Origin of the sequence: Streptomyces sp. NPDC020917, from assembly GCF_044333795.1 — a bacterium.
Taxonomy (GTDB): Bacteria; Actinomycetota; Actinomycetes; order Streptomycetales; family Streptomycetaceae; genus Actinacidiphila.
This window is the reverse complement of the sequence record NZ_JBIRRR010000006.1, coordinates 71,806-85,598: the sequence shown is the minus strand read 5'-3', so window position 1 is coordinate 85,598 and position 13,793 is coordinate 71,806. Positions and strand designations below refer to the sequence as shown.

Sequence of the window (13,793 nt, the reverse complement as noted above, 5' to 3'; positions counted from 1 at the left end):
TGGTCGTCGGGGATGAGGCCATGGAGCCAGCGACCGCACCGCCCAGCAAGAGGGGCGGGTCGAATACCGGCCAATACCCCTACGAGAGCGCCCAATAGGCGTCTATACTCATGTGGTTGGTGAGATGTCGTGATGGCGGTGAGGCGGGGATGGACGCGGCACTGACCACTGTGGCCGTCACGGCGGGCACGACCCTGGTCACCCTGACGGTCACCGCGGTGTGGCAGCGGGCCCGCGCGGGGGCGACGGCACTGGCACGCCGCGTGCGCGGCACCGCGGTTGCCGGCGCCACCGCACCGTCCGGTTCCCCCTCCGGCCCGTCCCGTCCCGCCGGTTCCCCGTCCCGGCCGCACGACGGCCGGCCGGCCGGCGATCCGGAACCCGCGCCGGACGGCGCCGCGGCGGAACCCTTCCGGCCCGGGGGACCGCGGCACGCGTACCGGGACCACCACCACGCGTTCGGGGACCCGTTCGTCAACTCCGCGGAACGGGAGACCGATCTGTGGCAGGAGTCGGTCCGCACCCCCCGGGTGGAGAGCCCGCCGCGGGTCTTCCGCGACCGCGAGGAGCTCGCGTCCGCGCTGACCGCCGCGGCGCACATACCCGGCACCCCGCACGTGCTCCACGGCATGGGCGGGAGCGGGAAGACCGCGCTCGCCGCCGAGGTCTTCCGCGCGGCCGAGTCCGCCGGGCTGACCGGACTGTGGGTGGTCGGCGCCGACCGCGCCGGACTGCGGCGCGGGATGCTCGCCGTGGCCGCCGAACTCGGCGCCGACCCCGCGGACTTGAAGGCCGCCCACGACGGCCGGCTGGCCGCGGCCGACCTGGTGTGGCGGCACCTGGCGCGAGCGCAGCGCTGGCTGCTGGTCATCGACAAGGCGGACAGCCCCGAACTCCTCGACGGGTGGCTGCGCCCCAGCCGCACCGGCACGGTCCTGGTCACCACGCGCCGAGCCCGTGCCCCGCAGTGGCAGAACGCCACGCTCCACCACCTGGAGGTCCTGCCCCAGGAGGACGCGGCCCGGGTCATCACGGACTTCGCCCCCGGCCGCGGCACGGCGCGCGACGCGCTCGACCTGGCGAACCGCCTCGGGCGCCTGCCCCTCGCGCTGCGGCTCGCGGGCAGCTATCTGGAGCGCCAGGCGCTGGAGACCTGGTCCCTGAACGACTACCGGGCCCGCTTCGAACGCGACGGCACCCTCCTGGCCGACCAGGGCGCCGAACTCCCGTACATCGAGGACGCCGGCGCACCGGCCACCGAGGGTGAACTGCGCCAGCGCCTGTCCTGGACCTGGCAGATCACCCTCGACGACCTGGCCGCCCGCGGACTGCCGGAGGCCACCGTCCTGCTGCGGCTGCTGTCCTGCTGGAGCCAGGCCCCCGTCCCCCGATCCGTGCTGTCGGGCCACCACCCGGACCCCGACGCGGGACCCGCGACGCGCACCCGCTTCTGGGACCGCGCGGAGACGGCGCTGCGCGCGCTGATCGACAACTCCCTGGTCTCGGCCCACTCCTTTGCCGGGCCGTCGCCGGCGGGCACGCCGACGCCCTGCCTCCAGGCCCACGGACTGGTCCTGGAGAGCGTCCACGCCGGCATCGACGCCGAGGAACGTCCCGGTTACCTGCTCACCGCCATCCACCTGATCGACGCGGCCCTTCCCGGTGACGCGGCGCCCGCCCATCTCGCCCGGCTGCGGCTCCTCGTGCCGCACGTCACGGCGCTCCTGCACCACACGGACGCCCGGACGTGCCCGCAGGCCGCCGCGCTCGGCATCAGGACGGCCCAGCTCGTCTGCGAGGCCGGGGACTACCGCGGCGCCGTGGAGGCCGCCACGCTGACGGGCGACGTCTCACAGCGGCTGCAGGGCCCCGACCACCACGACACCATGACGGCCCGCCACCACCAGGGGGACTACCTGCGCCGCCTCGGCGCCTACGACGAAGCCGAGCACGTCCTGCGCGGCGTCCACACCCGGCGCGCGGCCACCCTGGGGGCACGCCACCACGAGACGCTGGAGACCGCGGCGGCGCTGAGCATGACGCTCTACCTGATGGGACGGTCCGAGGAGTCCCTCACCTGGATCCGCCGGGCCATCGACGGACAGCGGCGCACCCTCGGCAACGACCACGCGGAGACCCTGCGCAGCCGCGCCTACGCGCTGGAGTTCCTCGCCCACGCCGGCCGCACGGAGACGTTCCTGCGCGACGGCCCCGCCACGATCGCCGACGCCGAGCACAGCCTGGGCCCCGACCACGTGGTCACCGCCATCGCCTACAGCAACTACGCCTACGGGCTGCTGCGCACCGACACCCCCAAGGAGGCCAAGCTCGCGGCCGCGGAACGCGCCCTCCAGGCGCGCATCCACCTCTACGGCGAGGGGCACCCGCTCGTCCACTCCGCGAAACTCGTCCTCAGCTGGGCCCGTTCGCTGTCCGGCGACCACGCGTCGGCGCTCGCCCTGATGCGCGAGGCACTGGAAGGACGCGAACGCCTCCTCGGCGCCTCGCACCCTCTCACCATCAAGGCCCGCGTGCTCTACGCCGAACGGCTCGCCGAAGCCGGCCACGCCGGCCGGGCCGCCCGCCTCCTCCGGGACAACCTGCCCCAGGCCGAGGCCATCTACGGCCCGCACGACTTGGACGTCCGGCGCGCGACGGCACTTCACGCCCGCCTCACGGCCCCGTAGCGGGCCGGCCGGCACCGGCCGCCCGGGCCACGGGACGGGCGTGCGGGGCGACGAGGCGTTGACTACCCTTGACCGGGTCAAGGAATGTTCCCGGGCAGGAAGCGAAAGGCGCGCCATGGCGGAGGAATTCGCGGTCGGCGACCACGTGCGGTGGAATTCGGAAGCCGGACACGTCCAAGGGACGATCATCAGGAAGCACACCCGGGACGTGGAGTACAAGGGTCATATGCGCCGGTGCAGCGAGCAGGACCCGCAGTACGAGATCAGGAGCGACACGACCGATCACATCGCCATGCACAAGAGTGGCGCGCTCACCAAGCTGTGACGGCGCGGCACGATGACGGCACGCGTCTGCACCGTGGGGCATTCGACCCATGCGTTCGAGGAGTTCCTGGCGATGCTCCGGGAGAACGGGGTGCACTGCCTGGTCGACGTCCGCTCCTTTCCGTCGTCGAGGAAGTTCCCGCAGTGGAACCAGGCGGCCATCGTCGAGAACCTGCCGGACGACATCGGCTACCGGTGGATCAGGAAGCTGGGTGGCCGCCGGCACACCCCGAAGGGCACCCCGAGCGAGAACGGTGCGTGGCGGGTCAAGGCGTTCCGTGACTACGCCGACTACATGGCGACCGGGGAGTTCGCGGAGGGCCTGGACGAACTGCTCGCGCTGGCCGAGCAGGAGCTCCCGGCGATCATGTGCAGCGAGGCGCTGCCGTGGCGCTGCCACCGCCGGCTGATCACCGACGCGCTGATCGTCCACGGCGTGGACGTGCGGGACATCATGTCGGACGGCTCGACGCGCGAGGCGACGTTGAACCCCCACGCGCGCGTGGTGGACGGGCGGTTGACCTATCCGCCCGCAGCCTGACGGTCCCCTGGTTCACTCCGCGGTGGGAAGCGGGTGGGGCGGCGGGGTGCGGGCGATGAGGCCGGTGCCGCGGCTCTTTGTGGTGGGCTCGATGTCGCGGGGGCAGAGGCCGAAGGAGGCGGCGAGGTCGGGAGCCATGTCGAAGGTGGCCCACGCCCACTCCTCCTGGTCCTCGTCGGGCTCGGTGGCCTCGTCCCAGGCCGGGGGAAGGCCGAGTTCACGGCGCCGGTCCCGCTCGTAGGGGAGGGGTTCGCCGAGGGTGAGGAGGGCGTCCTCGGGGTCGCCGGCTTCGCAGTAGCGGCGCAGGACCGTGCCGTTCTCGGTGATCAGCCAGGCGGACCCGTCACCCTGGGCGCCGTAGTAGAAGGCGTGCGCGTGCCCGTACCGGGCGCTGAGGGCGGCGCACAGCCGGGCCACGTCCTCGGTGCGCTCGGGATCGGCGGGGCTGCACCAGCGGCCGATGACGAAGGTCCAGCCGTCGAGTTCGGGGCTCACGTACACCCGGACGCTCCCCTGGGGGTCGACGGCGGCCAGATCGTTGTGGCTGTCCAGGTCCACGAACTCCTCGGCCCCGGCGAACCCCACGGGCTCGGGATCGGTCAGCCCGAGCACCTCCAGGACGCCCGCCTGGTCGCCGGTGGGAACGGCGATCCAGTGCAGCCAGCACGTCGTGAACGCCCTGGGCGGATCGGCTGTCGCGGCACTGCCGTGGATCGTGGACACGGCAGACACCATGCCATGGTTCGGCTGCTTGTTCGAGAGCCCGCGTCGGCACACTCACCGGATGCCGGCCGTTCTCGTCGGTCCGGCGTCATGCCGGGGCGGAGGCGGCGGCGAGGAAGAAGGGGAGGGCGACGAGGAGGCGGTCGGTGGCGGCGCGGCGACGCTGTTCGGCGAGCCAGGACCCGGCCCGGTCGCCGGCGACGGTGTCGCCGGCTGCGGCCTGGTGGGCAAGACGGGAGAGCAGCGGGAGGCCCGGGGCGCCGGTGAGGACGAGGGTGTACACCTCGACGGTGACGTCGTCGAAGCCGCCGTCGAGCAGGAGGTTGCGGTACCGGCGGGCGGAGACGGGCGCGCTCAGGAGGTCGGCGCGGGCGTGCACGACGGCGCGGGTGAGGGCCGCGTCGTCCGAGTCGATCATGAAGGCGTCCCAGTCCTGCCCGATCAGGACGATCCGCCCTCCGGGGGCGAGGACGCGCCGCGCCTCGGCCACCGCGCGTTCCGGCTCCGCCAGCAGGTGGAGGACCTTGTCGGCGCGGTAGCCGCGCACACTGCCGTCGGCGAACGGCAGTTGCTCCGCCCCCGCCTCGCGGAACACGGCCGCCGGCCACCGCTCCCGGGCCGCGGCCAGCATCAACGGGTCGGGGTCCACGCCCACCGCGCGGACGCCGCGTTCGGCCAGTTCGGCGACGGCCCGTCCGGCACCGCAGCCGACGTCCACGACGGCGGTGCCGGGGAGGGGAGCGAGCAGTTCGTAGGAGCGGGCCCGCATCCGGGCCACGCTCGGCATGCGGTCCGCCGTGTCGAGGAGCGACAGCAGGGCCTGCGTGCCGCGGTGCTCTCCCCCCGCCTCCTGCGGTCCCACCGATTCCTGGTCTTCCACCGCTTCCTGGTTCTTGGACATGCACGGCAGCATGCGACTTAATGTCGACATGAAGTCAAGCGAGGCCGGCGACCGCGCGGAAACGATGAGTATCGGCGCGCTCGCGGCACGGTTCGGCCTGGACACGCATGTCCTGCGGCACTGGAAGAAGATGGGACTGCTCCACCCCGGACGGGACGCGGGCGGCCGCCGCCGCTACGACGCGGACGACCTCACCCGCGTCGCGGTGATCCTCCTGTACAAGGAGGCCGGCCTCGCACTGGACACCATCAGAGGCCTGTTCGCCACCGCCGACCGCGGCACCCGGCGCGGGATCCTGCACCGCGAGGCCGAACAGCTCCGCGCGCGCATCGCCGCGGCCCAGGCATCCCTGGACCTCATCGAGGGCGGCCTGAACTGCACCCACCAGGACATCACCCGCTGCCCCAACTACCAGCGCCGGGTGGCCGATCGCATCAGCGCCCGGGCGGCGCCCGCGCCCTGACAGTGAGAGCCGGTCATCGGCCGTCGGGCACACCCGAGTCGTCGAACGAGCATGCGACGTGTTCGTATACTCCGGTCGTGAAGTTCTTCCGGCCACGAGGCCGCAACGACCGTGTGCGGACGGCGAGATCCCCCCTGACGCAGGCCACGGCCCTGTACCGCGCCGGACGTTATGCCGCGGCGGAGGCCGAGGCCCGAGCCGTCGCCCGGTCCCGGGTGCCGGACGATCCCTACGCGTCGCTGGCGCTGGGCTTCGTCGCGATGGCGATCGGCGCCCAGGGCCGCCACGGCGACGCCGTTGCCGCGTACGACGCCCTCCTGCCGGACTTCGGCCGGCTCTTCGGCGCCGAACACCCGCAGACCCTGAAGCTGCGCTCGGACCGGGCCCAGCAACTGACGGCGCTCGGCCGGCACGCGGAATGCGAGGCGGAATGCGCGGCCGTCGCACGGACCGCCGCCCGCGGCACCGGGCCCGAGATGCACCTCATCGCCGCGGCCGCGGCCAACGGACTGGTCTTCGCCGTCAACGCCCAGGGCCGGCACGCCGAGGCCGAGGCGCTCGCCCGCGAGGCACTCACCGCCTACGGCGAGCAGGACCTGCTCGCTCTCGTACTGCGGCTCGGCCTGGCCCGCGGCCTCAACGGCCAAGGCCGCCACGGGGAGGCCCTCGCCGAAGCGGAAGGCGCCGACGAACTGCGCCGGCACGTGCCCGAGGACGAGTACCGCCCGCAGGGCGGAGCCGTCGACCTGGTCATGGCCACCGCCCTCTTCGGGCTGGGGCGCAGCAGCGAGGCCCGCTCCCGGGCGACGGCCGCCCACGACGCCTGCCTCGCCGCCGTCGGCCCTGATCACCGCCGCACCGTGGAGGCGCGAACCCTGCTGGACCGCATCGACGGCGCCTGAGCCCCGGCTCCGGCTCCGCCCCGAAACGGGTGCCCGCCGGCCCAGTTGGTCCGCGGCCGGCGACGGACGACCCCGGCGGGCACCCGGTCGTGCCGGGGTCCGCCGGGGTCGGCTCGGGGCCGGAGGGGTCAGCCGTTGGGGAGGATGACCGCGCGGCCGTTGACGGTGCCGGCGTGCAGCCGCTCGTAGGCGCGCGGGGCGTCGTCCAGGGAGAAGGTCTCCGTGTGGACGGAGACCGCGCCGGCGCGGGCCAGCGCCAGCACCTCCTGGAGCTCGGCGCGAGAACCCCAGTAGGGGGCGCTGACCGAGACCTCGAAGGGCAGCACGCCGAACCCGACCGGGAGGGTGCCGCCGCCGATGCCCACCAGGACGACCTCGGCCTCGACCGCGGCCACGGCCCCGGCGGTGCGGACGGTGGGGGCGGCGCCGACGAAGTCGAAGACCGCCTGCGCGCCCAGGCCGCCGGTCAGCTCGCGGACGGCGGCGGGGGCGGCGTCGTCGGAGAGCACCGTCTCGTGCGCGCCGACCTCGCGGGCCAGCCGCAGCTTGTCCTCGCTGACGTCCAGGGCGACGACCCGGGCCGGGGTCAGCGCCCGCAGCAACTGGATCGCGACGTGCCCGAGGCCGCCGGTGCCGATGACGACCGCGGTGGAACCCGGGACCAGCTTGGGCAGCGCCCGCTTGACGGCGTGATAGGGCGTCAGGCCCGCGTCGGTCAGTGGGACCGCGGCCACCGGGTCGAGCCCGTCCAGCGGGACGAGGTGGCGCGGGTCGTCGACGAGGAGGTACTCGGCGATCGCGCCGGGCGCTCCCAGACCGGGCGGGCGGATGCCGAGCTCGTCGGCGCGCAGGCAGTAGTTCTCCTTGCCCTCGGCGCACTTGGCGCACCGGCCGCAGCCCCAGGGGCCGTACACGGCGACGGCGTCGCCCTCGCGTACCCCGGTCGCGCCGGGGCCGAGCGCGGCGACCGTGCCGACGCCCTCGTGGCCGAGGGTCAGCGGCAGCGCGTACGGGAAGCCTTCGGCGGGCCAGCTCATCACGGCGATGTCGGAGTGGCACACGCCGGCGGCGGTGACCTTCAGGAGCACCTGGCCGGGGCCGGGCTCGGGGTCGGGGACGGTCACCACCTCGGGGGCGGCGCCGATGGTGCGGTACTGAAGTGCCTTCACGGTGGTCTCCTCTCCGGTGGTTCAGACGGCGGTGTAGGCGCCGTCGACGAGGTGGTAGCTGCCGGTGACGAACGAGGCGCGGTCGGAGAGGAGGAACGCGATCAGCTCGGCGACCTCCTCGGGGCGGCCCAGCCGGCCGGCCGGGTGCAGGCCGACGAGCGCGGCCCTGGCCTGGTCGTCCATCTGCCGCAGCAGCGGGGTCTCGATGAAGCCGGGGCCGACCGAGTTGATCCGGATGCCCCGGGCCGAGTACTCGGCGGCGGCGCTCTTCGTCAGCCCGACGACGCCGTGCTTGGCGGCCACGTACGCGGGCGACCCGGCGAAGCCGACCGAGCCCAGGATGGAGGCCACGTTGACGACGGCGCCGCCGCGACCTGCGGCCTCGATGGCGGGCAGCTCGTGGCGCAAGCAGTAGAAGACGCCGTCGAGGTTGGTGCGGATGACGCGGTCGTACTCCGCGATGTCGTACGCGCCCGTGGGAGCGCTCGGGCCGCCGATCCCGGCGTTGTTCACGGCGAGGTGCAGGCCGCCGAAGGTCTCGGTGGCGAACCGGACGGCCGCCTCGGCCGACTCCGGGCGGGTGACGTCCAGCGCGACCGCCGCGGCCGAGCGGCCCTCCGCGGTGAGTGCGGCGGCGGCCTTCTCGGCGCCCGGGACGTCGTAGTCGGCGATCACGACGTCGGCGCCGCCGGCGGCCAGCAGCCGCGCGGTGGCCAGGCCGATGCCGGACGCGGCCCCGGTGACCAGGGCGGTGCGGCCGGCGAACTCGGCAGAGTCGGGGGTGGGGGTGGGGGTGGTGCTCATGGTGGTCTCACTCATCGGTAGTGCGGGGTTCTTCGGTGGTGCGTGATGGATCGGTGGTGCGGTGGGCGGCCGCCGAGGCGGCCTCCCGGGTCAGGGCGTCGTAGGCCCGCTCCACGAGGTCCGCGAGGTCGGCGCCGGCCGCGTTCCCGGCGTCCCGGCCGTCCGGACCGTCCGGGATGCCTGTGCTGTCGGTTCCGGTCGTGGTGTCCGGGCCGTCCCGGTCGTCCGGGCCGCGGGCCCAGGCACGCAGCGCGGCGGTCAGCACGCCCGCCGCCGCCTCCACGACGACGGCCGGGCGCAGGTCCCGGAGGTCGTCGGTGCCGAGGCGCTCGGCGATGATCCGGATCGACTCCTCCTGGGCGTCGACGCGGATGCGCTCGTAGGCGGCGAACAGGGTGGGCTCCTGGTCGAGGAGGCCGATGATCCGCCGCATCTGCGGGCGCAGGTGCCGGGCGGGGGAGTCGCGGTCGGCCAGCCAGGCACGGACGGCCCGCCGGTAGGCCAGCAGCGGCGGTTCGCCCGCCGGCCGGGCGCGCAGCAGCGCGTTGATCCGCTCGCCGTCGTCGCGGACGAAGCCGAGGGCGGCGTCCTCCTTGCCGGTGAAGTACCGGCTGAAGGTGCGCCGGGTGACGTCCGCGCGTTCGGCGACGGCCTCCACCGTGGTGGCGGCCAGACCCCGTTCCAGGATCAGGTCGACCGCTGCGGTGGCCAGCGCCTCACGGGTGCGGCGCGCCCGCAGCAACCGCCGGTCCGGCACGGCGGAGCCGCCCGGTTCAGGTTCGTCGGCGTCCATGTCTCCGACGGTACGCCTCGATGTCTCACTGGGACATATTTCCCGATGAGACATATGTCCCAACGGGACATCCGCGCCGTCCGGCGTCGGGAGTGGCTCGCCGGGAGCCGCGGCCGCCGGCGCCGGGCTCAGGCGGGCGGGTCGCCGTGCAGGGCCGGGGCGTAGGAGATCCCGACGATCAGGCCGTCGGAGGTGAGGACCCTGGCCACCGTCTGCCCCCAGGGCTCGGTGCGGGCCGGGTGCAGCAGGGCGAAGCCCGCGTCCTGCAGCTCGGCGGCGGCAGCCTCGACGGCCGCGGCGTCGGCCACTTCGAACTCGATCGATGCCTGCGGGACCACGCGGTCGGCCGGCCACCGGGGCGTGCCGAAGCAAGCCTCCGCGGCCTGCGAGAGCGGCCACAGACCGAAGTGCTTGCTGCCGGGGACGTCCCCGCTGGACCAGTAGCCGTCGCCTTCGCCCTCCAGGGGGAGGCCGAGCAGGTCGACGAACAACTTGCGGCTCTGCGGCGGGTCGGCGACGACCGCGGCCACGCTCGTGAGGAAGAGGACGTCCATCCTGATCGCTGCTCCGCTGCTGGGACCGATGCCGTGGTCGCGGGACGGCCGCGAGGCGGCCTCCGGCGGGTGGGACGCCACGCTAGCGCCGGTGGCCGCGGTGATCGGGTCACCACGCCGGAACGTGCCGTGCCGCGCCGGGCGGGGGTCTCTGCCGGGCGGGTGAAGGCTGTGGTGCCGGCGGGTGATCAGCGCAGGGGCCGTGTGGCTGGAGCAGGTGTTCGGGCTAGGAAACGGGGGCCATACGAGTCGATGTGAGGGGCTGGCCCGACCATGTTCAAGACCGCGCTGCGGATCGCATCCGCTGCCTCCCTTGTCGTCGCTTCGCTGACGTTCGCCTCCTCGGCGGGCGCGACGACGGAGCCTTTCCCGGGGACCCCGGAGCAGATCCGTGACACCGGGCCCTGTGGTCCGACGGGCGGCTACCGGTCGTCGGAGTGGACGCAGACGACGACGAACCGCGCCCTGCGGCCGCAGGTCGATCTGGCCGCGGTGAGCGAGGACTGGTACTGGCGCCACGATGTGAACACGCTGTGGCGGGGGGACACCCGGCCGGACCCGCAGGCGATCTTCCGGAGCGGCTTCACGCCCCTGGGGACGGACCTGACGCCGCTGTCGAAGTGGATCATCGGTGGCGGTGGCCAGAACTCCGCGCATGTGAGCACGAGTTGCGACCGGTGGGTGGCGCAGGGCTTCGCCACGGGGGGCGGGAAGGACGGCTGGGTGTACGCGATCCAGGCGCCGGGCGGGATCGACGTGAACGCCACCGCGCGGATGACCGGCATCCAGTCGCAGTACCTGTGGAACAAGGAGATCGACTTCCCCGGCGGTGTGCAGGGCCGGTTCATCGAAGGCGCGTGCCAGTACCACTGGGCCGGCCAGGACCCGCAGACGAACGTGAACATCTACCAGAACCTGGGCTGCGTCACGAACAGCGCCTTCCACCCCGTCGACGACCGCGTGAAGACCCCGGCCCTGCCGTCCCGCTGAACGCCCGTGCCGCGGGGGCGAACCCGCCCCCGCACCCGGCAACGGGCGCTGTCCGCCGCGCGGTTCATGGCGCACAATGGACGGCATGACGATGTGAAGAGCACCTGGCGAGCGGCGGCGGTGGCTGAACGTCGGGACCTGGGAGACGGTCCCCGACGGTGACCGGCGGGTCTGCGCCGACTGCGGGACGCCCGTCCGCTCCTACCAGTACCGCTTCCACCCGCCCGAGTCGTCCCTGTTCGAGCGGTGCGTCGGCTTCGCCTGGTGCTCCACATGCCGGGTCTACTCCGGCGCTATGGTGCACGTTCCCCGCAGGCGGGTCCTCGTCGACGCCCTGGCCTCCCTCCCTCGCGAGCAGCGGGAACGGCTGCGGCGCAACGAGTCGCGCCTGATCGAGTACCTCGACCGGCGGTTCGGGGACGGCGAGGCGCCGCCCGGCCGCTGACGGTTTCCCGGGCACCCCCGACGAGGCGGATCCATCGGAGGTATTGCCCCTCCTTGGGCTGGAATCCCCTCGCCTACCCCCACGTTGCGGCGGATGCGGCGCCTGCCCATGTGAGCGCCCACAGACCCATCTTCTTGCGCAGTACCCTCTCCCACCCTGGTGGAGAGTATTGACGTGCTCACGGCGTCCTGTTAGGAAGTCATCGGACCTCTGCCTCCCCCCTCGGACCTACGACGGAGAGGACTTCCTCCATGACCCGACACGACGTCACCAGACGCGGGTTCCTCCACCGGACCGGCGCGATCGGCGCGGGTGCCGCGCTCGCCTCGCTCGCGGGACGGCAGACCGCTTCCGCATCCACCGCCGCCTCCGCGACCCCGCTGCTCCAGGCGCCCGGTCCGTATGTCGCGACCTCCGCGTCACTGGCGGCGCACACCGCACCCGCGTGGTACCGCGACGCGAAGTTCGGCGTCTTCATCCACTGGGGCGTCTACTCCGTCCCCGCCTGGGGCGCCAACGCCGCCTACCACTCCGCGGAGTGGTACTCGTACGCGATGCACATCAGCTCCCCGGACCAGACGTACCAGCACCATCTGCAGACCTACGGCGCCGACTACGACTACGACCGCTTCATCCCGCAGTTCCGGGCCGAGCACTACGACGCGCGGGAATGGATCGACCTCATCGAGCGCGCCGGCGCCCGCTACTTCGTGCTCACCTCCAAGCACCACGACGGCTTCCAGCTCTTCCCCAACCCGGCCTCCGACCGGAACTCGGTCATGATGGGGCCGCGCCGCGACCTGGTGGGGGAGCTGTTCCACGCCGCACGCACCAGCCATCTCAAGGGCGGCATCTACCACTCGCTCGGCGAGTTCTTCAACCCCGCGCTGCAGACGCCGCCGTGGAACCCGTACACCAAGGCGCCGATCCCCTACACCGGATACAAGCCGGTCCAGAACTACGTCGACGACTACCTGCACCTGATGCTGAAGACGCTCGTCGAACGCTACGACCCGGACCTGTTGTGGGCCGACGGCGAGCACTGGCACGCCGACCTCGGCGCGGGCCCGGCGTTCAAGCCGCAGGACATGGACTGGCGCGGCAACGAGATCCTCGCCTACTACTACAACCAGGCCCTCTCCCGGCCGAATCCGAAGGAGGTGCTCGTCAACGACCGCTTCGAGGCCAGTCACCGGGACTACGCCACCCTCGAGGGCGACAAGTCGAGCTACTCGCTGCGGGCGGACAAGTGGGAGGCGTGCCTGACGCTGGGCCGCTCCTGGGGCTACGACACCAACGAGGACCCGGCGTCCATCAAGTCCTCGCCGCAGATCGTGCGGCTGCTCGTCGACATCGTCAGCAAGAACGGCAACCTGCTCCTCAACATCGGCCCCAAGGCCGACGGGACGATCGCCTCCTGGCAGTCCGAGCGGCTGCTGGCCGTCGGGTCATGGCTCGACACGAACGGCACGGCCGTCTTCGACACCGCTCCCTGGAGCCGCGCCGCGGACGGCAACCTGCGCTACACCGTCTCCGACGGCTCGTTCAACGTCCTGGGCCTGGACTGGCCCGGCGCGCAGCTCACCGTCCCGGCGGATCTGCCGATCGACGCCCACTCGCAGATCAGACTGCTGGGCGCGGAAGGGCACAAGCTGCCCTTCCGGATCACCGCTTCCGGGGTGGAGATCGACCTTCCGGACCGCAACCCGAACGGCGACGACTACCCGTTCGTCCTCCGGATCACCAGCAGCTGAGACCGGCCGGGCGGCCCCGCGGAGCACTCCTCGGCGGGGCCGCCCCGGTGGGCGGGCGGCGTCAGCCGCCCGCGGTGAGCTCGCCGCTGAGGGCCTCGTGCATCCGGGCGCTGGGCTGGTTGAGGCCGACGATCTCCACGGACTTGCCGCGGGCGGCGTACCTCGTGGTGACAACCCCTGGCCCCCACCGACCCCGCCTGAGACGCCGCCACGGCACGCCGGTCCGTTGCGGGCGCGGGGGGAGCGGGGCGGTCAGAATGCGTCGTATGGACGCTGAAGTGCGGGACTACATCGACGCGATCGCGGCCGAGCACCGGCCGCTGTTCGACCGGGTGCACCGGCTGATTCTGCAGGCGTACCCGGAGGCGGGCCCCACGCTGTCCTATGGGATGCCGACGTACCGGGTGGGGGACCGGAAGGTGCATGTCGGGGTGTGGCAGCACGGGGTCTCGATCTACGGGTGGGACAGGGAGCGGGGTGCCGGATTCACCGCCCGGCACCCGGACTTCCTCAGCGGGAAGGCCACGATCAGGCTGCCCTCCCGGAAAGCCGCGGACGTCACCGACGCCGAACTGAGCGACCTGCTGCGCGGTTCGCTGGACGCCTGACGCGTGTCACCGGGCGACATGGCGTTGTGCGCCAACACCCTTGCGCGCAGGGCCAACGACATTCCCGCGGGCAGCGGGAAGAGTCGTGTCCGTGCCCATCGACCGGAACGGCTCGGCGCCGCTCGGCCCCGCTCG

15 protein-coding genes are annotated in these 13,793 nt (G+C 73.2%); 9 read left to right on the top strand and 6 right to left on the bottom strand.

Features of this window, described 5'->3' with window-relative positions; translation table 11 throughout:
- Nucleotides 1–149: 149 nt before the first annotated feature.
- The 3 genes from ACH4TG_RS15090 (at nt 150) to ACH4TG_RS15080 (ending at nt 3,552) form a co-directional block, all read left to right on the top strand.
- Nucleotides 150–2,687 carry a tetratricopeptide repeat protein gene (locus tag ACH4TG_RS15090; RefSeq protein ID WP_398242700.1) on the top strand — a complete coding sequence of 846 codons (2,538 nt, stop codon included), beginning with the start codon at nt 150–152 and terminating at the stop codon, nt 2,685–2,687.
- Nucleotides 2,688–2,802: 115 nt separating this feature from the next.
- Nucleotides 2,803–3,012 carry a DUF2945 domain-containing protein gene (locus ACH4TG_RS15085; protein WP_398242699.1) on the top strand — a complete coding sequence of 70 codons (210 nt, stop codon included), beginning with the start codon at nt 2,803–2,805 and terminating at the stop codon, nt 3,010–3,012.
- Nucleotides 3,013–3,024: 12 nt separating this feature from the next.
- Nucleotides 3,025–3,552: a DUF488 family protein gene (locus tag ACH4TG_RS15080; RefSeq protein WP_398242698.1), complete on the top strand. Its 528-nt coding sequence runs from the start codon at nt 3,025–3,027 to the stop codon at nt 3,550–3,552.
- A 12-nt stretch (nt 3,553–3,564) separates the two neighbouring features.
- Here the strand turns inward: ACH4TG_RS15080 and ACH4TG_RS15075 are convergent, their stop codons facing one another.
- Complete coding sequence (locus ACH4TG_RS15075) at nt 3,565–4,275, bottom strand: hypothetical protein (RefSeq protein ID WP_398242697.1); 711 nt, start codon at nt 4,273–4,275, stop codon at nt 3,565–3,567.
- Between the two features lie 88 nt (nt 4,276–4,363).
- Nucleotides 4,364–5,176, bottom strand: coding sequence for a methyltransferase domain-containing protein (locus ACH4TG_RS15070; protein ID WP_398242696.1), 813 nt, complete (start codon nt 5,174–5,176; stop codon nt 4,364–4,366).
- A 28-nt stretch (nt 5,177–5,204) separates the two neighbouring features.
- On the opposite strand from ACH4TG_RS15070, the gene ACH4TG_RS15065 reads away from it, so the two are divergent.
- Nucleotides 5,205–5,639: a MerR family transcriptional regulator gene (locus tag ACH4TG_RS15065; RefSeq protein WP_398242694.1), complete on the top strand. Its 435-nt coding sequence runs from the start codon at nt 5,205–5,207 to the stop codon at nt 5,637–5,639.
- A gap of 77 nt (nt 5,640–5,716) precedes the next feature.
- Nucleotides 5,717–6,541: a tetratricopeptide repeat protein gene (locus ACH4TG_RS15060; protein ID WP_398242693.1), complete on the top strand. Its 825-nt coding sequence runs from the start codon at nt 5,717–5,719 to the stop codon at nt 6,539–6,541.
- 128 nt (nt 6,542–6,669) lie between these two features.
- Here ACH4TG_RS15060 and ACH4TG_RS15055 read toward each other — a convergent pair whose 3' ends face one another.
- From ACH4TG_RS15055 to ACH4TG_RS15040, 4 genes are all read right to left on the bottom strand, one after another.
- Complete coding sequence (locus tag ACH4TG_RS15055) at nt 6,670–7,710, bottom strand: NAD(P)-dependent alcohol dehydrogenase (protein WP_398242692.1); 1,041 nt, start codon at nt 7,708–7,710, stop codon at nt 6,670–6,672.
- A gap of 21 nt (nt 7,711–7,731) precedes the next feature.
- Nucleotides 7,732–8,514 carry an SDR family NAD(P)-dependent oxidoreductase gene (locus ACH4TG_RS15050; RefSeq protein WP_398242691.1) on the bottom strand — a complete coding sequence of 261 codons (783 nt, stop codon included), beginning with the start codon at nt 8,512–8,514 and terminating at the stop codon, nt 7,732–7,734.
- 7 nt (nt 8,515–8,521) lie between these two features.
- Nucleotides 8,522–9,307 (bottom strand): TetR/AcrR family transcriptional regulator, encoded by a 786-nt coding sequence (locus ACH4TG_RS15045; RefSeq protein WP_398242690.1) that lies wholly within the window; start codon nt 9,305–9,307, stop codon nt 8,522–8,524.
- Between the two features lie 128 nt (nt 9,308–9,435).
- On the bottom strand, nt 9,436–9,861 hold the full coding sequence (locus ACH4TG_RS15040; protein WP_398242689.1) for a VOC family protein: 426 nt from the start codon (nt 9,859–9,861) through the stop codon (nt 9,436–9,438).
- A gap of 273 nt (nt 9,862–10,134) precedes the next feature.
- Here ACH4TG_RS15040 and ACH4TG_RS15035 point away from each other — a divergent pair, with 273 nt between their 5' ends.
- The 4 genes from ACH4TG_RS15035 (at nt 10,135) to ACH4TG_RS15020 (ending at nt 13,658) form a co-directional block, all read left to right on the top strand.
- Complete coding sequence (locus ACH4TG_RS15035) at nt 10,135–10,851, top strand: hypothetical protein (RefSeq protein WP_398242688.1); 717 nt, start codon at nt 10,135–10,137, stop codon at nt 10,849–10,851.
- A gap of 295 nt (nt 10,852–11,146) precedes the next feature.
- Nucleotides 11,147–11,296, top strand: coding sequence for a hypothetical protein (locus ACH4TG_RS15030; RefSeq protein WP_398242687.1), 150 nt, complete (start codon nt 11,147–11,149; stop codon nt 11,294–11,296).
- 251 nt (nt 11,297–11,547) lie between these two features.
- On the top strand, nt 11,548–13,050 hold the full coding sequence (locus ACH4TG_RS15025; RefSeq protein ID WP_398242686.1) for an alpha-L-fucosidase: 1,503 nt from the start codon (nt 11,548–11,550) through the stop codon (nt 13,048–13,050).
- A 266-nt stretch (nt 13,051–13,316) separates the two neighbouring features.
- On the top strand, nt 13,317–13,658 hold the full coding sequence (locus ACH4TG_RS15020) for an iron chaperone (protein WP_398242685.1): 342 nt from the start codon (nt 13,317–13,319) through the stop codon (nt 13,656–13,658).
- Nucleotides 13,659–13,793 lie beyond the last annotated feature (135 nt).